Source organism: Flavobacterium sp. TSSA_36 (genome assembly GCF_051547165.1).
Taxonomy (GTDB): domain Bacteria; phylum Bacteroidota; class Bacteroidia; order Flavobacteriales; family Flavobacteriaceae; genus Flavobacterium.
This window is the reverse complement of sequence record NZ_JBPTTP010000002.1, coordinates 524,857-544,989: the sequence shown is the minus strand read 5'-3', so window position 1 is coordinate 544,989 and position 20,133 is coordinate 524,857. Positions and strand designations below refer to the sequence as shown.

At 36.0% G+C, this 20,133-nt stretch carries 16 protein-coding genes; 9 read left to right on the top strand and 7 right to left on the bottom strand.

Going from position 1 to position 20,133, the window contains the following annotated elements:
• Nucleotides 1–5: 5 nt before the first annotated feature.
• Complete coding sequence (locus ACSVH7_RS06375; protein ID WP_438065853.1) at nucleotides 6–2,039, top strand: protein-disulfide reductase DsbD family protein; 2,034 nt, start codon at nucleotides 6–8, stop codon at nucleotides 2,037–2,039.
• Between the two features lie 82 nt (nucleotides 2,040–2,121).
• A complete protein-coding gene (locus ACSVH7_RS06370; RefSeq protein WP_438065852.1) occupies nucleotides 2,122–3,972 on the top strand; it encodes a CocE/NonD family hydrolase in 1,851 nt (616 codons plus the stop codon).
• A gap of 115 nt (nucleotides 3,973–4,087) precedes the next feature.
• Here the strand turns inward: ACSVH7_RS06370 and ACSVH7_RS06365 are convergent, their stop codons facing one another.
• From ACSVH7_RS06365 to clpB, 3 genes are all read right to left on the bottom strand, one after another.
• The gene (locus ACSVH7_RS06365; RefSeq protein WP_438065851.1) at nucleotides 4,088–4,342 is read right to left on the bottom strand and encodes a hypothetical protein; all 255 of its coding nucleotides are present in this window, start codon (nucleotides 4,340–4,342) and stop codon (nucleotides 4,088–4,090) included.
• Between the two features lie 166 nt (nucleotides 4,343–4,508).
• Nucleotides 4,509–4,868 (bottom strand): hypothetical protein, encoded by a 360-nt coding sequence (locus ACSVH7_RS06360; protein WP_438065850.1) that lies wholly within the window; start codon nucleotides 4,866–4,868, stop codon nucleotides 4,509–4,511.
• A 482-nt stretch (nucleotides 4,869–5,350) separates the two neighbouring features.
• Entirely contained in the window at nucleotides 5,351–7,954 is a 2,604-nt protein-coding gene (gene clpB / locus ACSVH7_RS06355) for an ATP-dependent chaperone ClpB (protein WP_438065849.1), read from the bottom strand.
• 165 nt (nucleotides 7,955–8,119) lie between these two features.
• Here clpB and ytxJ point away from each other — a divergent pair, with 165 nt between their 5' ends.
• Nucleotides 8,120–8,515, top strand: a complete 396-nt coding sequence (ytxJ, locus tag ACSVH7_RS06350) for a bacillithiol system redox-active protein YtxJ (RefSeq protein WP_438065848.1) — start codon at nucleotides 8,120–8,122, stop codon at nucleotides 8,513–8,515.
• 13 nt (nucleotides 8,516–8,528) lie between these two features.
• Here ytxJ and ACSVH7_RS06345 read toward each other — a convergent pair whose 3' ends face one another.
• Nucleotides 8,529–9,881, bottom strand: coding sequence for an amidohydrolase (locus ACSVH7_RS06345; RefSeq protein ID WP_438065847.1), 1,353 nt, complete (start codon nucleotides 9,879–9,881; stop codon nucleotides 8,529–8,531).
• A 363-nt stretch (nucleotides 9,882–10,244) separates the two neighbouring features.
• Between ACSVH7_RS06345 and ACSVH7_RS06340 the strand changes: the two genes are divergently transcribed.
• Genes ACSVH7_RS06340 through ACSVH7_RS06330 form a run of 3 tightly spaced genes read left to right on the top strand, consistent with a single transcriptional unit; the run spans nucleotide 10,245 to nucleotide 13,826 of the window.
• Nucleotides 10,245–10,763, top strand: coding sequence for an N-acetyltransferase family protein (locus tag ACSVH7_RS06340; protein WP_438065846.1), 519 nt, complete (start codon nucleotides 10,245–10,247; stop codon nucleotides 10,761–10,763).
• A gap of 44 nt (nucleotides 10,764–10,807) precedes the next feature.
• A complete protein-coding gene (locus ACSVH7_RS06335) occupies nucleotides 10,808–12,247 on the top strand; it encodes an acetyl-CoA carboxylase biotin carboxylase subunit (protein WP_438065845.1) in 1,440 nt (479 codons plus the stop codon).
• A 37-nt stretch (nucleotides 12,248–12,284) separates the two neighbouring features.
• On the top strand, nucleotides 12,285–13,826 hold the full coding sequence (locus ACSVH7_RS06330; protein WP_438065844.1) for an acyl-CoA carboxylase subunit beta: 1,542 nt from the start codon (nucleotides 12,285–12,287) through the stop codon (nucleotides 13,824–13,826).
• A 77-nt stretch (nucleotides 13,827–13,903) separates the two neighbouring features.
• On the opposite strand, the gene ACSVH7_RS06325 is transcribed toward ACSVH7_RS06330, so the two are convergent.
• On the bottom strand, nucleotides 13,904–14,956 hold the full coding sequence (locus ACSVH7_RS06325; protein ID WP_438065843.1) for a PCMD domain-containing protein: 1,053 nt from the start codon (nucleotides 14,954–14,956) through the stop codon (nucleotides 13,904–13,906).
• 4 nt (nucleotides 14,957–14,960) lie between these two features.
• Nucleotides 14,961–15,698, bottom strand: coding sequence for a hypothetical protein (locus ACSVH7_RS06320; protein ID WP_438065842.1), 738 nt, complete (start codon nucleotides 15,696–15,698; stop codon nucleotides 14,961–14,963).
• Nucleotides 15,699–16,101: 403 nt separating this feature from the next.
• On the opposite strand from ACSVH7_RS06320, the gene ACSVH7_RS06315 reads away from it, so the two are divergent.
• Complete coding sequence (locus tag ACSVH7_RS06315) at nucleotides 16,102–16,527, top strand: DUF1573 domain-containing protein (RefSeq protein WP_438065841.1); 426 nt, start codon at nucleotides 16,102–16,104, stop codon at nucleotides 16,525–16,527.
• Between the two features lie 139 nt (nucleotides 16,528–16,666).
• On the opposite strand, the gene ACSVH7_RS06310 is transcribed toward ACSVH7_RS06315, so the two are convergent.
• Nucleotides 16,667–17,143, bottom strand: coding sequence for a hypothetical protein (locus ACSVH7_RS06310; RefSeq protein WP_438065840.1), 477 nt, complete (start codon nucleotides 17,141–17,143; stop codon nucleotides 16,667–16,669).
• Nucleotides 17,144–17,822: 679 nt separating this feature from the next.
• Here ACSVH7_RS06310 and ACSVH7_RS06305 point away from each other — a divergent pair.
• Together ACSVH7_RS06305 and guaA are read left to right on the top strand one after the other, a co-directional pair.
• A complete protein-coding gene (locus tag ACSVH7_RS06305; protein ID WP_438065839.1) occupies nucleotides 17,823–18,497 on the top strand; it encodes a hypothetical protein in 675 nt (224 codons plus the stop codon).
• A 77-nt stretch (nucleotides 18,498–18,574) separates the two neighbouring features.
• Nucleotides 18,575–20,104 (top strand): glutamine-hydrolyzing GMP synthase, encoded by a 1,530-nt coding sequence (gene guaA, locus ACSVH7_RS06300; RefSeq protein ID WP_438065838.1) that lies wholly within the window; start codon nucleotides 18,575–18,577, stop codon nucleotides 20,102–20,104.
• Nucleotides 20,105–20,133 lie beyond the last annotated feature (29 nt).

Genomic DNA, 20,133 nt, shown 5'->3' with positions numbered 1-20,133 from the left:
TAGTAATGAAAAAACACCTTCTTTTAGGACTTTTAGTTTTCTTTTGTAGTTTGGGTAACGCCCAAATTTTGGACCCAGTAAAATGGACCACCAAAATCGAACAAAAATCAGCCACCAATTTTATAGTAACATTCAATGCGACCATCGAAAACGAATGGCACGTATATTCACAGTTTACTCCAGATGGTGGTCCACTTCCTTTAGAAGTTACTTTCAAAAATCAAAAAGGGAATTACACTTTGGTAGGCAAAGCCAAAGAAAGCAAAACAAGAACTGCTTACAATGATATTTTTGAAGTAAATGAAACTTTTTTTGAGAAGAAAGCACAAATTACACAAGAAATAAGTCTCGTAAATAAAGGGGTTAAGACCATAGAAGTAGAGCTGAATTTTCAAGCTTGCAAAGAAGTTTGTATCAATCTCGAAAAGAAATTTAGCATTGCCATTCCTGAGCTGAAAAACTCTGCTACAACAGCATCTCCAACTACTCCGATTAATGATTTAGTAAAAGATACGACTGCGCAGACAATAGATTCTGCAACAACAGCTACCACTGATACTGTAAAAGATTCAGATACTACAGAGACTTCTCAAATAGCTCCAGCAAAAAGCGCAACAACAGAACACGGGTTGTGGGCGATTTTCTTTATTGCTTTTTTATCTGGTTTTGCGGCATTGTTAACGCCTTGTGTTTTTCCAATGATTCCAATGACGGTAAGTTTCTTTACTAAGCAAAGTAAAAATAAAGCAGCAGGTATCAGAAATGCTATTATCTACGGAATTTCCATTATCGTTATTTATGTAGGTTTGGGCTTATTGGTTACTTGGATTTTCGGCGCCGATGCTTTGAATGCCTTGTCTACCAATGTTTGGTTTAACCTTATTTTCTTCGTTTTATTGATTGTTTTCGCCACATCTTTTTTAGGCGCTTTCGAAATTATGTTACCGAATTCTTGGGCAAACAAAGTAGACAGTCAAGCTGACCGTGGTGGAATTATAGGTATTTTGTTTATGGCATTGGCATTAGCCATTGTGTCTTTTTCTTGTACAGGTCCTATTGTTGGAACTTTATTAGTAGAAGCTGCTTCTAAAGGCGGAATTGCACCAGTAGTTGGGATGTTAGGTTTTTCATTAGCCTTAGCCTTACCTTTTATGTTGTTCGCAATGTTCCCAGGCTGGTTGAATTCATTACCAAAATCTGGAGGTTGGTTGAATACCGTAAAAGTAGTTCTTGGATTTTTAGAATTGGCTTTGGCTTTCAAATTTTTATCCAATGCAGATTTGGTTTTGCAATTGCATTTGCTAGAACGCGAAGTTTTTATCGCCATATGGATTGCTATTTTTGGAGCGTTATCGTTGTATCTTTTTGGAAAAATTACGCTGCCACACGATAGTCCAGTAGGACACATCTCGGTAGGACGATTGTATATGGGGTTATTGACTTTAATTTTTACCTTCTACCTGATTCCAGGACTTTGGGGAGCACCTTTGAAATTGATTAGTGCTTTTCCACCTCCAATGGAATATAGTGAAAGTCCCAACGGAGTAGGAGGAAGCGCAAAATTAACTAGTATAGCTGTACTTCCTGAAGGCGCCAAAAATGGTCCTCATGGAATAATAGTTTTTGATGATTATGAAAGTGGATTGGCGTATGCCAAAGAAGTTAATAAGCCTATTATGCTCGATTTTACTGGTTTTGCGTGTGTAAATTGCCGAAAAATGGAAAACAACGTGTGGTCGGATCCAAAAGTACTATCGATACTTAAAGACAAAGTTGTAGTCATTTCATTGTATGTCGATGACAAGCGTGAGTTACCTAAAAAAGAGCAATTTATTTCTAAAACCACAGGAGAAGAAATCGAAACTATAGGCGATAAATGGACGGATTTTATGATTTCAAAATACAAAACCAACACGCAACCTTTGTATGTGTTGACGGATTTAGAAGGAAATAATTTAAATACTGCCAAACCAACCATTAGTTATGTTGGCGTAAAAGAATATCAAGCTTGGTTAGAAGCTGGAATTGCTAAGTTTTAGTTTGTAAAATATATTTTTTAATCCCATCTGTGAAAACGGATGGGATTTCTTATTTTTACCAACTATCAAAATAAATAACCACATGAAAAAACTGTTTGTATCCCTGTTCTTATTAGTAGCTGTTTCGATTTTGGGACAAGACAAAAAGAGTAATTACGTTGCCGAAAACTATACTAAACAAGAAGTAAACATCAAAATGCGTGATGGCTTGGTGCTATTTACCTCCATTTATTCTCCAAAAGATACCTCTAAAAAGTATCCCATCATCATGCAGCGCACTCCATATAATTGCGCTCCTTATGGCCTAGATCAGTACAAAAGAAGCATTGCACCCAACGAAACGATGATGAAAGAAGGATACATTGTAGTGTATCAAGATGTTCGTGGACGTTATATGAGTGATGGCTTATACGACAATATGAGAGGGTATATTCCAAATAAAAAAGGAAAAACGGACGTAGATGAAGCTTCTGATACTTATGACACTATTGATTGGTTGGTGAAAAATGTAGCCAATAACAACGGGAATGTGGGGACTTGGGGAATTTCATATCCAGGTTATTATGCTTCTTATTCTTTGTTGAGCGGACATCCTGCCTTAAAAGCAGTATCTCCTCAGGCTTGTATTGCCGATTTCTTCTTTGATGATTTTCATCATAATGGGGCTTATTTGTTAAGCTATTGGAAAGTAACGCCACTTTTTGGTCCTCAAAAAACAAAACCAACGACAGAAGCTTGGTTTAAGTTCCCGAATGTGGGCACCAATGACGATTATCAATTCTTTTTAAATGCAGGACCTTTAGTGAATTTGGACAAGTACTACGATTCGTCTAATGAATTTTGGCAACAACTTAAGGAACATTCAAGCTATGACGAATTCTGGCAAAAAAGAGGTTTGTTACAGCATTTAAAAAACATCAAACCTGCTGTAATGACAGTTGGTGGATGGTTTGATGCTGAGGATTTGTATGGTCCATTGAATACGTATTCAACCATAGAGAAAAGCAGTAAAAATTACAATACGATTGTTATGGGGCCTTGGAGCCACGGCGATTGGGCTAGAAATTCAGAAAAACAAATTATAGGAAATATTAATTTTGGTGACAGTATTTCTGGTTTTTATCAAAAGAATATTGAGGCTAATTTTTTTCGCCATTTTTTGAAAAATAATGGAAAAGGGGAGAACAAATTACCCGAAGCTTATGTTTTTGATACAGGAAGAAAAGAATGGAAAACCTACGATACTTGGCCTCCAAAAAATACAGCGAAAGAACAATTCTATTTGCAACCGCAACAAAAATTAGCCCAATACAATTCTGAAATGCTCTCTTTTGAAGAATTTGTGAGTGATCCCAAAAAACCAGTACCACATTCTGAAGATATCAAACAGCAAGGGTTGACGCCAAGAAAATATATGACTGATGACCAACGATTTGCGGCTAGAAGACCTGATGTTTTGGTTTTTGAAACAGATGTTTTAGCAGAAGATGTTACTTTGGCGGGAGATATTTTAGCCAAATTACAAGTAGCCACCACTGGAACCGATGCGGATTGGGTAGTTAAAGTAGTGGATGTTTTCCCGAATGATGAACCTGAGACAAAAGAAGTGCAACCGTATTTAAAAATGAGTAATTATCATATGATGGTGCGCAGTGAGGTAATGAGAGGTCGTTTTCGTAATAGTTTTGTGAATCCACAGCCTTTTGTGGCCAACGAAAAAACTCCAGTAAATGTAAAATTACAAGATGTTTTTCACACCTTCAAAAAAGGACATAAAATTCAAATTCAAGTGCAAAGTACTTGGTTTCCTTTGATTGATTTGAATCCTCAAACTTTTGTGCCGAACATATTTTATGCCAAACAAGAAGATTTCAAAAAACAAACTCATCGTGTGTATTCAGACTCGGCAATTGAATTTACTGTTTTGAAATAATAACTTAGTTAATTAGGCCTCCAAAATGAGTTTTGGAGGTTTTTTTTGTAATTATAGTCCTAAAACAAATGTCTTGTAAGTATTATCAAGGATGAAAATTAGAAAATCATAATAATTATTCTTGTTCAATTTCAGTAACTTCTTTTATTTGATCTAAAATATTGGTTTGATTGGGAGCAATATAGTTTTTGTTTTCGGTTGTGTTTTCTTTTCTAAATAAAAGATCTAAAGCATTGTATAATTTTAATAAAACGTCTCGGTCTTGTTTATCGATTTCCACTGCACTATTAAAATTAAAAACGTAATTATTGGAATTACGGACTTCAACTTTTATAGTTTTGGGAGTGATTTTGAATTTAACAATGTCCATAGTAAGTGTAATTAATTTAGAACAGAAATTTTATTAAAATAATTTTAAATTAAAAACAAAAGTACACGATTTTAGGTAGAATTCTAGTCTCTTAGGGATTGATTTTTTTTAAACGTAATGATAGTTGTTAAGCATCATCAAAGTATCATGTTTTTGAAATCTGGGATTAAAGCTTTGGACAAGTAAGATCATTGCCTTTACTACTTTCTTTATTTTGTGCGGTATTTTTGGAAGGAATATACGATTTGAAATCGGTAGCCCATTTTACATAGGCTACTAAGAAAAACAAAAAATCATACACGATATCGTAAAGACCTGCAAAAAAAAGGACATTCAAATCATAGATTCCAGCAAAGAATTCGATTCCTAGGGTTAAAAAATTAGTTTTTTTAATATGCGCGACTACTTTTTCAATAAAGGATAAAATTGCGTAAATAAGATCGTAAACCCAATCATACAAGGATGCCAAAAGATGAACGATAATATCTATCGGAGCGATTCTGTTTTCGTCAAATCTATTTTTCATATATGTAAAATTTATTTTTTAGCGGTCATATATGGTATCGCCTTTTATTTATTGGTGTTTACTTACAGCTAACTCTTTGTTAATTGTGATTTCATAATCATAAAAATTAATTGATCATACTGTAAAGCGTTTTGAATAACTGCAATTAGTAATTACAATAATTAAAGAGGTATGTTTTTAGTTTTAGTTCATTTAAGTTACAAAATACCAAGCAGAAATACGGATTAAAGTCAAATAAAATCGATGAAATGCAATTTTATTCCATAAATTTAAAGTATTTATTACATTTTTTATATAACATAAATGGTGCTAATTAATGTAAAACAGTGCATATTTTTGATTTTTAGCGCTTCATATATCCACGCTTTTTTTTTACTAATTGTAACTTGGCTACAAAAAAAAAACACCAATCTTACGACTGGTGCTATTGAAAACCCCTATCAGAGTTCAAAACTCTGACAGGGGTTAGTAGTAATCTTTGATTATTCTACCAACTCTGTTTGATTTCTAAAAACGAGTTGATTCTCGAAAGCGTCAATCAAAACGATGCTATCGGTGGTGATTTTACCAGACAGAATTTCTTTCGATAATTCGTTGAGTACTTCACGCTGAATGACACGTTTTACGGGTCTGGCTCCAAATTGTGGATCGTAGCCTTTTTGAGACAAATAGCTTATCGCTTCGGGAGTAGCGTCCATAGTGATGCCTTGTTGCGCTAACATTTTGGTCACACTTTTTAGTTGTAAACCTACGATTTGAGCAATATTGGCATTGGTCAGCGGAGTAAACATCACGATTTCGTCGATACGGTTGATGAACTCGGGACGAACGGTTTGTTTTAGTAAACCTAAGACTTCTACTTTGGCAGCTTCGGTGGCGGCTTCTAGGCTACCTTTTAAATTCTCGAATTTATCTTGAATAATTTGGCTTCCCATATTCGAGGTCATGATGATAATCGTATTTTTGAAGTCGGCCAAACGTCCTTTATTATCTGTCAAACGTCCTTCGTCCAGCACTTGAAGCAAGATATTAAACGTGTCAGGATGTGCTTTTTCGATTTCGTCTAGCAGAATCACAGAATACGGTTTTCTTCGCACGGCCTCGGTCAATTGACCACCTTCGTCATAACCCACGTATCCAGGAGGTGCTCCAACCAATCGGCTCACGCTGTGACGTTCTTGGTATTCGCTCATGTCAATTCGGGTCATGGCATTTTCATCGTCAAATAGATATTCGGCTAAGGCTTTGGCTAATTCGGTTTTACCCACACCTGTAGTTCCTAGGAAAAGGAAGGTTCCCACCGGTTTTTTCATGTCTTGCAAACCGGCACGACTTCTACGAACAGCGTCGCTCACCGCCTCAATCGCTTCTTCTTGTCCTACCACACGTTTGTGAAGTTCATCCTCTAATTTCAATAGTTTTTCGCGTTCGCCTTGTAGCATTTTCATGACTGGAATTCCGGTCCATTTGGCTACGACTTCGGCGATATCTTCTCGAGTAACTTCTTCCTTAATCAAAGAAGTTCCAGATTGATTTTCCTGTAATTGAAGCGTAAACTTTGCCAATTTTTCTTGTGCTTCTTTGATTTTACCGTAACGAATTTCGGCTACTTTTCCATAATCGCCTTCTCGTTCGGCGCGTTCGGCTTCGTGTTTAAAGTTTTCGATTTCTGTTTTTACTAATTGAATATTATCGACCACATCTTTTTCAGATTTCCATTTGGCATAAATTTCGTTGCGGTCTTCTTTTAAATTGGCCAAATCCAATCCTAAAATTTTAAGTTTGCTTTCGTCTTTTTCACGTTTGATGGCTTCGATTTCAATTTCTAGCTGCATGATTTTGCGATCGAGCACGTCGAGTTCTTCGGGTTTGGAGTTGATTTCCATGCGCAATTTAGAAGCCGCCTCGTCCATCAAATCGATAGCCTTGTCTGGCAAGAATCGGTTGGTAATGTAGCGTTGCGACAACTCCACCGAAGCGATGATGGCTTCATCTTTGATTTGTACTTGGTGATGGGTCTCGTATTTTTCTTTGATACCACGTAAAATCGAAATGGCACTCTCGGTATCAGGTTCTTCCACCATTATTTTTTGGAAACGACGTTCTAATGCTTTGTCTTTTTCAAAATATTTTTGATATTCGTCCAAAGTAGTTGCACCAATGGCACGCAATTCACCACGCGCCAAAGCCGGTTTTAAAATATTGGCAGCATCCATAGCACCTTCGCCACCACCAGCTCCTACCAGTGTGTGGATTTCGTCTATGAATAACACAATAGTACCCTCAGAAGCAATGACTTCTTTGACTACTGATTTTAAACGTTCTTCGAATTCTCCTTTGTATTTGGCACCAGCGATTAGTGCTCCCATGTCGAGTGAGAACACAATTTTGTCTTTTAAATTTTCTGGAACATCGCCAGCTACGATTCGGTGCGCCAAACCCTCGGCTATAGCGGTTTTACCTACACCAGGTTCTCCCACCAACATCGGATTGTTCTTAGTTCTACGAGTTAAAATTTGAAGGACACGACGAATTTCTTCATCACGACCAATTACAGGGTCTAATTTTCCTGTTCGAGCTAATTCGTTGAGATTTTTGGCAAATTTATTCAAGGAATTATAGGTTTCTTCTGCAGAAGCAGAGGTTACTCTTTCGCCTTTACGTAATTCGTCAATGGCAGCTTTTAGTCCTTTTTCGGTCACACCTTGATCTTTTAGGATTTGGGCAACTTTACTTTTAGAACCAAAAATAGCTAGGATTAAATGCTCAATACTAACGAATTCATCATTCATTTTTTTGGCAATAATTTCGGCCTCGTTTAGTGCTGCGTTAGCGTTTCTAGATAATTGTATTTCGCCACCTGTAACTTTCGGAAAATTTTGAATTTGACTATCCAAAATTTGTTGCAACAAAGGCACGTTTACGTTTAGTTTTTTCAAAAGAAAAGGCGCTACATTCTCGTCTACTTCAAAGATTGCCTTAAAAATATGTTCGTTTTCGATTTGTTGTTGCCCTAGGCTTTGCACCAATTGTTGGGAGTGCTGAATGGCCTCTTGGGATTTGATTGTAAATTTATTACTATTCATGATTGTTAGATTTGATGATTATTGTTTGTGATTTATTAACTATTTTTGTTGAGAAAGCGTCAAAGGGTATTCCATTATAAATTTACGGACATTTTGACGGTAAATCACTGATTTATATCATAAAATCAAGACAAAAAGACATATTTAAGACCTAAAAAATACAAAATGAGTTTATTTAATTCCTTATTTGGTAGTTCAGAAGAAAAAAACGAGTCGGCTAATACAATCAATTGGATTCCCTTGCAATCGATGGAACAATTAGAGGAATTAACGTCACTTTCTAATGAAAAATCAGTACTTATCTTTAAACATAGTACCCGTTGTAGTATTAGTCGATTTGCATTGAAGCAATTTGAAAAGGAATTCAATTTACACGATGCTATTGATGCTTATTTTTTGGATTTAATTACGTATCGTGAAATTTCGAATGAAATTGCCACTCGTTTTGGTGTACAACATCAATCGCCTCAACTTCTTTTAATTAAAGAAGAAAAGGCGATTTATAATGTCTCTCATGATGCTATTGAGGCAGTTGCTTTAAGTAAGTTTTTAGGACAATAAACAAGTTTTTTAATTATTTTGAGAAGGCTTCCAAAACAGCTGCTAAACCAAGGGATGTTCCGAATGGTATAGCAGATAAATCAACCCAAAAATCGGGATTATGATTCGAAAAAGGGAATTGTTTGCCTTCTTTTGTTGCTTTTTCAAAAACTTCATGATTGGCGATGCCAACGATGAAATAATTGTAAGGGACTTCAGGATGATCTTTAAGTAATTCTTGAACATCTTCTGATCCCATAACCGGAGGTATCGATAAATTCTTGTTTGGACCTGCCATTTTCTCTAAGGCTATATTGATTTTTGCAGTCAAAGCCTCATTATTTTTTAAGGTACCAAGATTTTGTTTAATCACAGTTTTTGGGTATAATTCTTTGGGAAGATGGTTTGAAACGGCGATACCTTCATTTATTTCATCAATTCTTCTGAGTAAAAGTTCTTTGTCTTCTTTTCGGTACCAACGAAGGTTTAGTTTCAATAAAGCTTTATTGGGAATTACATTATTATCAATTCCAGCTTCCATCGCGCCTACGGTCAATACTACAGGAAATTGAGGGTGTGAATTTCGACTTACTATAGTTTGGTATTGAAGGATGGCATTTGCAGCCATGATGATAGGGTCTTTAGTTTGCTCAGGAGTTGATCCATGTCCGCCAATTCCAAAAAAAGTAACATCTAATTGTACTGCTCCAGCCATACGTTCTCCAGGTCTATTTAAGTACACTCCTACGGGAGCAGGACCCGTATGCATACCCAAAAGCAAGTCTGGAATAGGGACTCCTTTATTGTACATTTCATCCGCCATAGCTATGGCTCCAAATCCGTTTTCTTCAGCCGGCTGTCCTACTAGGATAAGGGTGCCTTTCCAGTTATTTTTCAATTTCACCATTTGTTTGGCCATACCAAGCATCCATGTAACATGAGCATCATGTCCACAAGCATGCATGACTGGAACTTCTTTGCCTTCTTCATTTTTTACTTTTTTGGTACTAGCATACGGGAGATTTACGGCTTCTTGTACGGCAATACAGTCCATGTCAGCTCGATACATCACCGTGGGGCCATCCCCATTTTTCAAAATGCCTACGACGCCGGTCTTGCCTACTTTTTCTATTACTTGAAAACCTAAGGCTTTTAATTCTTTAGCAATAATTCCTGAGGTTCTAATTTCCATGAATGGAAGTTCTGGATTACTGTGTAAATCTTTAAAAATGGTCTCTAATCTCGGAGTATCATTTTTGCATAATTCTTTCAATTCTGCCACAGGAATTCCATTGATGATTTCTTTTGATGTTACGGAAGGATTGGATTGGCTAACGGCAAGAAAGGAGAAAAAACTAAACGAAAGGGTAGAAATAATCGTTTTCATAATTTATGTTTAATAATTAGTTGATTGAAAGTTAGTGTTTTAACTTTAATTTAAAAAAAATATGCTTTATTTATTAAATTTTATTTTGATTTAAACGAATACTAACAATGTAAACACCTAGTATAGAACCATGATTTTGTATACTTTAATATATGAAAAATCTTAATTTTAGGAAGCTCCTAATTAGTTTGAGGCATACGTCCTCAAATTTTTATTCTATTTGAATTTCTTCTACTGGGTTATTAGTTTTATATTTAACCCTAAACAGCTTTCATTTTGAAACTATTTTACCAAGGAAAGACATGATGTGACCAAAAACCGCTTTTCTTTCAAATTTAAAACTATACTATTAAATTTAAAATTATGACCAATATAGAGATATCCAAAGTTCAAATTGGTGAGATTGCCCAATTGCAACAAATAGCAAGGCAAACGTTTACCGAAACTTTTTCAGCATTTAATTCTGAAGAAAATATGAAAAATTACCTTGAGGAAGGGCTTTCAATCGAGAAACTAACTTCAGAATTTCAGGATCAAGAGGCAGCCTTTTATTTTGCGATAGAAAATGAAAAATGTATTGGGTATTTGAAAATTAATTTTGGAAATGCACAGACGGAGTTAAAAGATCACACAGCACTTGAGATTGAACGTATTTATGTACTACAGGCTTTTCATGGTAAGGGAGTGGGGCAATTGCTCTACGATCATGCTATTGCCATTGCTCTTCAAAAAGAAGTGCAGTACGTTTGGTTAGGTGTTTGGGAACAAAATCATAGAGCAATTAGTTTTTATACTAAAAATGGTTTTGTTGCCTTTGACAAACATATTTTTAAGTTAGGTGATGATGAACAAACGGATATTATGATGAAAAAAATAATGTGAGATTGAGAATTTCAATTATTTCCATTTTTTAGCAAATAAGAATCATGAAAAAAATACTAGTTGCCAATAGAGGAGAAATCGCCATTCGTGTGATGAAAACGGCTCGAAAAATGGGAATCAAAACAGTGGCGGTGTATTCTACTGTAGACCGAAACGCGCCTCACGTAGCTTTTGCAGATGAAGCGGTTTGTATCGGTGAAGCACCATCCAATCAATCCTATTTGTTAGGGAATAAAATTATAGAAGTGGCCAAAGCGGTACAAGCTGATGCCATTCATCCAGGGTATGGTTTCTTGAGTGAAAATGCTGAATTTGCCGAAGAAGCCGAAAAAAACAACATCATATTCATTGGTCCAAAATCCAAAGCCATTCATATTATGGGGAGCAAATTGGCAGCCAAGGAAGCCGTTCTACAATATGATATTCCAATGGTTCCTGGAGTGGACCACGCGATTACCGATATTGAAGAGGCTAAGCGAACCGCAAAAGCAATTGGTTTTCCTATTTTAATCAAAGCTTCTGCTGGAGGTGGCGGAAAAGGGATGCGCGTGGTAGATAATGAAGCCGATTTTGAAGCGCAAATGAACCGAGCTATTAGCGAGGCTGTGGCTGCTTTTGGTGATGGAGCGGTTTTTATTGAAAAATATGTCGCTTCGTCAAGACATATCGAAATTCAAGTGATGGCGGATAGTCACGGCAATGTATTGTACTTGTTTGAAAGAGAATGTAGTATTCAACGTCGTCATCAAAAAGTAGTGGAGGAAGCGCCCTCTGCGGTTATCACACCCGAAATTCGAAAAAAAATGGGAGAAGCCGCCGTATTGGTAGCCAAATCTTGTGATTACTTAGGAGCAGGAACAGTGGAGTTTTTGGTGGATGAACAACTGAACTTTTATTTCTTAGAAATGAATACGCGTTTACAAGTTGAGCATCCTGTGACTGAAATTATTGCTGGAGTCGATTTAGTCGAAATGCAAATTCGTGTGGCTAGAGGCGAAGCGCTTACCATTCAACAAGAGGATTTGAAAATTCACGGTCACGCTGTAGAATTACGTGTGTATGCCGAAGATACTTTGAATGGCTTTTTACCAAGTGTAGGTAATTTAGAAGTTTACCAATTGCCCGAAGGCGAAGGTGTCCGAGTAGATAACGGATATGCTCAAGGTATGGATGTTCCTATTTATTATGACCCGATGTTGGCCAAATTAATCACTTACGGAGCCACTCGTGAAGAAGCTATTCAGCGTATGGAACAAGCTATTGCGGATTATAAAGTGGAAGGCGTGCAAACCACATTACCTTTTGGTGCTTTTGTAATGCAGCACGAGGCGTTTCGTTCGGGAGATTTTGATACCAATTTTGTAAAGAAGTATTACAATCCTGAGATTTTAAAAGAACAAACTCAGAAAGAAGCATTGATTGCAGCAAAATTGGCGTTGCAACAGTATTTACAGGACCAAAAAGTGCTTCGATTGCCTAATTAAATAGGTGCTTGGTACATTTTAATAACAACAGAAAAGTATGGAATCTAAAATAAAAGTATTAAACGAAAAAATAGCACTAGCCCAATTGGGTGGTGGTCTAGCCCGAATTGATAAACATCACGCCAGTAAGAAGCTAACCGCAAGAGAGCGAGTGATGTATTTGTTAGATGAAGGTTCTTTTGAAGAAATTGGGATGTTGGTTACCCACAGAACTACCGATTTTGGTATGGAGAAGGACCTGATTTACGGAGATGGGGTAGTTACAGGTTACGGAACTATTAATGGAAGATTGGTCTATGTTTTTGCCCAAGATTTCACCGTTTTTGGTGGTTCTTTGTCCGAAACACACGCCGAGAAAATTTGTAAAGTAATGGATATGGCGCTCAAAGTGGGTGCGCCAATGATTGGATTAAACGACTCAGGAGGTGCTCGAATTCAAGAAGGCGTTCGTTCTTTGGGAGGTTACGCAGATATTTTTTATCGCAATGTACAATCCTCAGGGGTGATACCTCAGATTTCAGCAATTATGGGGCCTTGCGCGGGTGGTGCAGTGTATTCCCCTGCGATGACCGATTTTACTATGATGGTAGAAAACAATAGTTATATGTTTGTTACGGGACCCAATGTCGTGAAAACAGTAACCAACGAAGAAGTAACTTCAGAAGCTTTAGGTGGAGCCGTAACACACGCTTCTAAGTCGGGAGTGGCGCATTTAACAGCTCCCAACGGAGTGGCTTTGTTGAACAGTATCAAAAATCTTTTGAGCTATTTGCCACAAAATAATAAAGAAACAACTCCCAAAGTACCTTATGTTTTGGGAGATGAAGTACGAATGGAATTGGCTACAATTATTCCAGACAGTGCCAACAAACCGTATGATATGCACGAAGTGATTCGAGGGATTATTGATGCCGATTCTTTTTATGAAATTCATAAAGAGTATGCCGAAAATATAATTGTTGGATTTGCCCGTTTGGGAGGAAGAAGTATCGGAATTGTAGCCAACAATCCAATGTTTTTAGCCGGCTGTTTGGATGTGAAGAGCTCTATCAAGGCTGCGAGATTTGTTCGTTTTTGCGACAGTTTCAATATTCCGTTGCTGGTGTTGGAAGACGTTCCCGGTTTCTTGCCAGGAACCGATCAAGAATGGAACGGAATCATTGTACACGGTGCCAAATTATTATATGCTTTTAGTGAGGCGACCGTGCCAAGAGTGACTGTGATTACTCGAAAAGCCTATGGAGGAGCTTATGATGTAATGAACTCCAAACACATTGGTGCCGATATGAATTTTGCTTGGCCTACGGCAGAAATTGCGGTAATGGGTGCCAAAGGTGCTTCTGAAATTATCTTTAAAAAAGAAATTAGCGAAGCCGAAGACCACGAAGCAAAACTATTAGAAAAAGAAGCTGAATATGCTGAGTTATTTGCCAATCCTTACACCGCAGCACAACGCGGATTTATAGATGAGGTTATTCTTCCAGAAGATACCCGTAGAAAGTTGTTGAAAGCCTTCAGTATGCTCGAAGGAAAAACTGTTCATAGACCAGATAGGAAACACGGTAATATTCCGTTGTAATAGTTTGCTTGAGCGATTATAATTGTGAGCGTATATTAGTGAAAAATCCAAAGCTATTTTACGCTTTGGATTTTTTATTAATAGATTAATTTGAAATTGTTGACCAATAAGGTGCTATTTGTACCTCCTTCTAGCTGATCGCCATTAAAACTTGAGGAGAAAACCACTGTAATATGGGTGACTGCTTCATTAGTACTACCATAAAGACCGTTTTTGGGTTTTTGATAGGCTGGAAAAGAATTGTTTAATTCTCCGTAGGTCAATGGGATTGTAATGGTTTTAAAAGCGTCAATTACTTTTTCTTCGGAACGAAACCAACCTGTAGCGATTCTTTTTACTTCGGTACCACTTCTGTTTTCTAATAAAACATAGATATCGCAGGCATCTTTGGTGGTTAAAGTTTGTCCTTTTCTATCCAAATAGGGAGTACCCGGACTGTAGGCATATTCTACAGAGAAACTCTTAGGACGTGCAGCAAAAGGAATTCCAAATTTGGCAGAATTAATTGGATTTGCCACATCCAATTCAAATTTACCCGTAAACATTGAGCCTGCCGCCATTCGTTGACTGACCAATCCCGCTAGATTTCCCATATCTTGAGTTACTAATTTAGCTGCGATATTCGTTCCGTTGATGGTAAAAGGAGTAACATTTGCGTTTCCTAGAGTGGTCGCTCCAGCATTTCCGCTTGACCAAATTGAGTTGGCGTCTTTTCCGGGTTCGTAGTAGTTTTTGGGAGTCATATACCAATCATCAAAGGAACTATTTTCTAATTGTGGTTCACTTCCTTCTTGTTTTACGGTTACGGTATAAGTTTTTGTTGATCCGTCCTCGGCGGTTACACTGTATTTTACGGGATTAGTAAAATCTAATAGTTCCTCACTCGATGGACTAATTGTGGCAAAGGTAGAGAGCACAATTTCTTGAGGCTTTAGTTGTTTGATATTAGCGGTAGCTGCGACAGTGACACTGATTGTACCCGTAGATTCCTCAATGATTGTATTGCCTACTTGGTTTATTAAAATAAAACTCAATATTTTTTTTTGATCTGAATTTCCAAAATAATCTTCTGAGACACAGTTGGACAAAACAACACAGATGAGGGCTAAGAATAAAAGTTTTGTTCTCATATTGTCAAGATTTAAAGAAATAAAAAAAGCTAATGTTTAACGATAAAATGTTTAGTTTTAAGTCTAAAGTATTGCTTTTGATTACTGTATTTTCTTCTTCGTTTATAGTGGTTCTTTTGTATGTATGAGAAAGTCCAGCTAGATTTACCCCAACTTCAGTAGCAAATCCCTTGATGATAAATACTTGAATACCTGGATTAATTCCAAGATTGTAATTGTTGGTAACAGCATAATATCGGGTTAATACATCATTGGTGGTATTTTCGGTTACTTTATTTTCTTTATCCATTCCTAGACTTACCACATTAAAAAGATTAAACCGACCGTTGGGAGTAATGGGGATATAGTTTTTGATAAATACATATGCACCAAGGCTACTTTTAGCTTCTTTTACAAAGGTTTGGACTCCATCGGTATCCTCTAAAATTTGATTTAGTTTTGCCCAATCATAACGCAAAGCGGTTCCAATCGCAAATGATTTACTTAAAAAATAACCTCCATTGGCTTGAACATTAAAACCATCTTTTTGCTTGTCAATGACATTTGTAATTAAAAAATTTTCGTTTTGGCTGGTTCTGGTATTGGCACCTCCAGTTATTCCTATAAACGCTAACCCCTTTTGAAGTTTGGTAAATGTAGAAACTTCATTGGTAGAGGGAGATTGCGCATGAATTTCGCCAGAAAAAAGTAGAATCTCAAATGTAAGTATAGAAAACAAGATTTTTTTAAGTATCGAAATCATTGATTTTTATTTATGGTTTGATTACCAAATTTCTGAATAATTTACTTAAAAAATAAATTATTCTTCAAAAAAGAAAAATTCTTTGCCATTATTGGTTTCAATGCACTTCCGAGTTCTTGATTCTAAATTTTGATCCACTGAAAAATGAACATGCCCAAATTTCGCTAATTATGGTAAGCATTACTGTCCCAAATTCTTTTCATAATTATCTTTTGTTTTAGAATCATATTTTTATTTTCTTGAAGAGTTTTTTTGATGTCATGTACATGTAAAAAAAAAGTTGTTTTTGATGCGTTAACAAGTCGTTAACAATCATTTGAATTTGTTTAACAGCAATGCCAAAAAGAGTTATTATATTTGAAAAGTAAAAAAGTAGAACACTAAACAATTAAATATAGCAATTATGAAAATGTTAAAAATCTCTTTATTGGCAGTAGCTTTTGGATTAATGTCTTTCTCGGCGATTTCTCCAGTTCAAACAATGGTAACCAAAGTAGCAAATTATGCTAGTGTCTTGGTTTGGAAATCAGAAACTATTGATGTGGGTTCTATCCCTCAAGGCACTCCAAAACCTATTGTTTTTGAATTCAAAAACACGGGAAAAACTCCTGTAATTTTGACTAATGTGCAAGGTTCTTGTGGTTGTACAGCTACTAGTTATACTAAAACTCCAATCGCTCCAGGAAAATCAGGAACGGTTACTGCTACTTACAATGCAGCTGCTATGGGAGCTTTTACTAAAACAGTTACAGTAACTTCTAATGCAGAAACGACTCCAAAAGTATTAACTATCAAAGGAACTGTAGTTGCGGCTACTGCGAAAAGCTAGAATGAAAAGCTATAAATCGGACATAATTTAAAAATATTTTTTTTAGTTTTTGATCATCTTGTTTTTAAATTTACGTCACAACATAGAAGCCGTTTCATTTCGAAACGGCTTCTGTTTTTATAAATATGAATGATTTATCTTAGTAAGTATACATCGTGGCACTGGATTCCGCTCTATTATTCTTCGCTATAGCAACAAACGGGATGCCTTCTTTTGCCGCTTTTCTTTTCAAAGCGATACTGTTTTGTTGCTGAATGGCCAAAGGCGCTTGCCCTTTGACTCTATTTCTGATTTTGGTGTTTTTTGCGGAAAGTAAACCAATAGTGGTGTTTGGAGTAATAATTTGAACTTTATGATAATCTTGCTCACCGTTTACCACAATCTTATCAGAAATTTTTGTTATTGCGTTTGTGGTAGTATTGATCAATTCTGCTACTGCAAAAGCGCTTATCGTTTGCTCAATTTGGTCTTTTCCTGAGTTGAAATAGAGTAAATTATGGTCGGTTTTGATATAATTCACATGCAATTTTTCACCGTTATGTTTTAGTAAAACATGTGATTGGGCCATAAAAGAGATCGAGAAAGAGAAACATAAAAAGGTGATGAAATTTTTCATAAGAATATATTTTGATTTTTTTATTAGAACTTTATGAGGTCTGTTGCTGGTGTTGTGTTTATTTCCAATAACGTTTACCTTGTTATAAACGCATTTCTGAAAGGATGTTTTTAGTTCATCTGGTACAATGTAGTTATCGTATATTTTGATGAATTTATAAATTATAGCCTTTTTGAACTTGTTTTTTTAATTTTTTCACAATGTAAAGGTATTAAAACTTGTAAAATATCACAATTTTAAGAAGGTTAAAAAATCGTTAATCGGTGCTTGTTTTTAAGATTTTTTATTTAGTTTTTTCAAATGGATTGTTGATTAATTTTAGGGGGTAAATGTTTGATATGTTGCTATTTGTGAATTGTATTACATTCAAAATAGGGTTGATTTTAGTAAATGACCCTTTTGTTGGCTGAACGTTCGAATAGTAAATTAGTTGTTGTTTTTTGCCTAAAACGATAATTTTATGTTAACAGTATTTATGCTGCTATTTTTTTGTCTTTAAGTTTTTTTTGCTCTTAAAAAAGTTGTTTTTTTGAGCGAAAAGCTAGTGTGTTTATGGGTTTAAAAATGGTTAAAGTGTTAAGTATTTTCTAATACATTAGTATAAAATCAGAAATAGTTTAGTTTTGTAGGTAAGAATTGTGGCTTTAGTTGCAATATTTTTAAGTTAGTAGTAGAGCATATGAAACAACTGTTATTGTTTTTTTTGTTATTTGTAGTCGCTTCCGAAGGGTTTGCGCAAGTGGAATTTGGACCAAAATTTAAGCCTATTCCTCCAGCTAAATTTCCTGCTGCGCCAAAGAAAAAGGTAATTCCACCAGCCGAATTGCCCAAAATAGAACAACCTAACGTATTTAATTCACCTGAAAATCCCAATAAAACATCCACAACCATCAGTAAGTCGAATGATGTTGATATGTTTCCAAAAGAGAAATTCATCAATCCTGGAGAAGAATATCTAAAGAAAATGCAGAAAGATGTCGATAAAACGTTGAACGAAAATAATATGCCTTTGCTTCGTCGTAATTTCGATTTTGGCCAAATTAACACCAAATCCAAGTATGTGATCGTGAAAGTGAGAGATTATATTTATGTTGATGGTGATTTGTTGCGCATATATCAAAATGCAATCATTATAAAAGAAGAAGTGTATCTTGGAGGAGGCTATACTGAAATTAAAATTTTACTGGGAGAAGGATTTAATAAATTGGATTTTGAAGCGCTAAATACAGGGACAAGTGGAGGTAATACTGCTGAAATCATTATTATTGACGACCAGAAAAAAGTACTTTCTAAAAATTATTGGGACAATTTAGCGGCTGGTTTTAAAGGAACTATACTTTTGGTAAAAGAATAAATCGAAGGTTTTTTTATAAAATTAAATTTTTTCAAAATTCAACTTTTCATTTCCGATTTTTAAAAGTATTTTTGCGCATGCAACACAACGTACTTATTTTAGATTTCGGATCGCAATACACTCAGCTTATTGCGCGAAGAGTTCGAGAATTAAACATATTCTGCGAAATCTTCCCTTACAATCACTTTCCTAGTGATTTATCATCTTACAAAGCAGTAATTCTTGGCGGAAGCCCATTTTCTGTTCGTTCAGAAGATGCTCCACATCCAGATTTATCTCAAATTAGAGGAAAATTGCCCATGCTTGCCGTATGTTACGGAGCACAATATTTAGCGCATTTTAGCGGTGGAGAAGTAGCAGCTTCTAATACTAGAGAATATGGTAGAGCCAATTTGTCTTTCATCAAAGAAAATGAAATCTTCTTCGAAGGTGTTTCTGAGAACAGCCAAGTTTGGATGAGCCATAGTGATAGTATCAAAGCATTACCAACCAACGGTGTTAAATTAGCAAGTACTCACGATGTAGAATTTGCGGCTTACAAAATTGAAGGCGAAACTACTTACGCTATTCAATACCATCCAGAGGTTTTTCACTCGACTGATGGTTCCAAAATGTTGGAGAATTTCTTGGTAAAAATTGCCGAAGTACCTCAAAACTTTACACCAAACGCTTTCGTAGAAGAAATTGTAGCCGAAATGAAAGAAAAAATCGGAAACGATAAAGTAGTTTTAGGTCTTTCTGGTGGAGTAGATTCAACAGTAGCGGCAGTTTTATTGCATAAAGCAATTGGTAAAAATCTGTATTGCATTTTTGTAAATAACGGCTTACTTCGTAAGAACGAATTCCAGAGTGTATTAGATCAATACGAAGGAATGGGACTAAATGTAAAAGGAGTGGATGCTTCGCAACGTTTTTACGATGCTTTAGCTGGAGTAACTGATCCTGAACAAAAAAGAAAAGCCATCGGAAATGCTTTTATTGAAGTTTTTGATGATGAGTCGCATAAAATTGAAGATGTTACTTGGTTAGCACAAGGGACAATTTATCCTGATGTAATTGAGTCTGTTTCTGTAAAAGGACCTTCTGCAACTATCAAATCGCATCACAATGTGGGTGGTTTACCAGATTATATGAAACTGAAAATTGTAGAACCTTTGCGTATGCTTTTCAAAGATGAGGTACGTCGAGTAGGAGCTAGTTTAGGAATTGATCCTGAGTTGTTAGGCAGACATCCTTTCCCAGGGCCAGGTTTGTCTATTCGTATTCTAGGAGATATTACTCTTGAGAAAGTACAAATTTTGCAAGATGTTGATAAAGTTTTTATCGACGGTTTAAAATCTTGGGGATTGTATGACAAAGTTTGGCAAGCAGGTGCTATTTTGTTGCCTGTAAATAGTGTTGGTGTGATGGGCGATGAGCGTACTTACGAAAAAGTAGTAGCGCTTAGAGCGGTTGAATCTACTGATGGGATGACTGCGGATTGGGTACATTTACCTTATGAGTTTTTGATGAAAGTGTCTAACGATATTATCAACAAAGTAAAAGGAGTTAATCGTGTGGTTTATGATATTAGTTCGAAACCGCCAGCCACAATCGAGTGGGAATAAAATAAGTTGTAGAGTTTCTTTTTCAAGAG

Excerpts from the sequence above, each read along its gene's own strand:
- ACSVH7_RS06375 (WP_438065853.1), top strand. The coding sequence starts at position 6 with ATGAAAAAACACCTTCTTTTAGGACTTTTAGTTTTCTTTTGTAGTTTG.
- ACSVH7_RS06370 (WP_438065852.1), top strand. The coding sequence starts at position 2,122 with ATGAAAAAACTGTTTGTATCCCTGTTCTTATTAGTAGCTGTTTCGATT.
- ACSVH7_RS06365 (WP_438065851.1), bottom strand. The coding sequence starts at position 4,342 with ATGGACATTGTTAAATTCAAAATCACTCCCAAAACTATAAAAGTTGAA.
- ACSVH7_RS06360 (WP_438065850.1), bottom strand. The coding sequence starts at position 4,868 with ATGAAAAATAGATTTGACGAAAACAGAATCGCTCCGATAGATATTATC.
- clpB (WP_438065849.1), bottom strand. The coding sequence starts at position 7,954 with ATGAATAGTAATAAATTTACAATCAAATCCCAAGAGGCCATTCAGCAC.
- ytxJ (WP_438065848.1), top strand. The coding sequence starts at position 8,120 with ATGAGTTTATTTAATTCCTTATTTGGTAGTTCAGAAGAAAAAAACGAG.
- ACSVH7_RS06345 (WP_438065847.1), bottom strand. The coding sequence starts at position 9,881 with ATGAAAACGATTATTTCTACCCTTTCGTTTAGTTTTTTCTCCTTTCTT.
- ACSVH7_RS06340 (WP_438065846.1), top strand. The coding sequence starts at position 10,245 with ATGACCAATATAGAGATATCCAAAGTTCAAATTGGTGAGATTGCCCAA.
- ACSVH7_RS06335 (WP_438065845.1), top strand. The coding sequence starts at position 10,808 with ATGAAAAAAATACTAGTTGCCAATAGAGGAGAAATCGCCATTCGTGTG.
- ACSVH7_RS06330 (WP_438065844.1), top strand. The coding sequence starts at position 12,285 with ATGGAATCTAAAATAAAAGTATTAAACGAAAAAATAGCACTAGCCCAA.
- ACSVH7_RS06325 (WP_438065843.1), bottom strand. The coding sequence starts at position 14,956 with ATGAGAACAAAACTTTTATTCTTAGCCCTCATCTGTGTTGTTTTGTCC.
- ACSVH7_RS06320 (WP_438065842.1), bottom strand. The coding sequence starts at position 15,698 with ATGATTTCGATACTTAAAAAAATCTTGTTTTCTATACTTACATTTGAG.
- ACSVH7_RS06315 (WP_438065841.1), top strand. The coding sequence starts at position 16,102 with ATGAAAATGTTAAAAATCTCTTTATTGGCAGTAGCTTTTGGATTAATG.
- ACSVH7_RS06310 (WP_438065840.1), bottom strand. The coding sequence starts at position 17,143 with ATGAAAAATTTCATCACCTTTTTATGTTTCTCTTTCTCGATCTCTTTT.
- ACSVH7_RS06305 (WP_438065839.1), top strand. The coding sequence starts at position 17,823 with ATGAAACAACTGTTATTGTTTTTTTTGTTATTTGTAGTCGCTTCCGAA.
- guaA (WP_438065838.1), top strand. The coding sequence starts at position 18,575 with ATGCAACACAACGTACTTATTTTAGATTTCGGATCGCAATACACTCAG.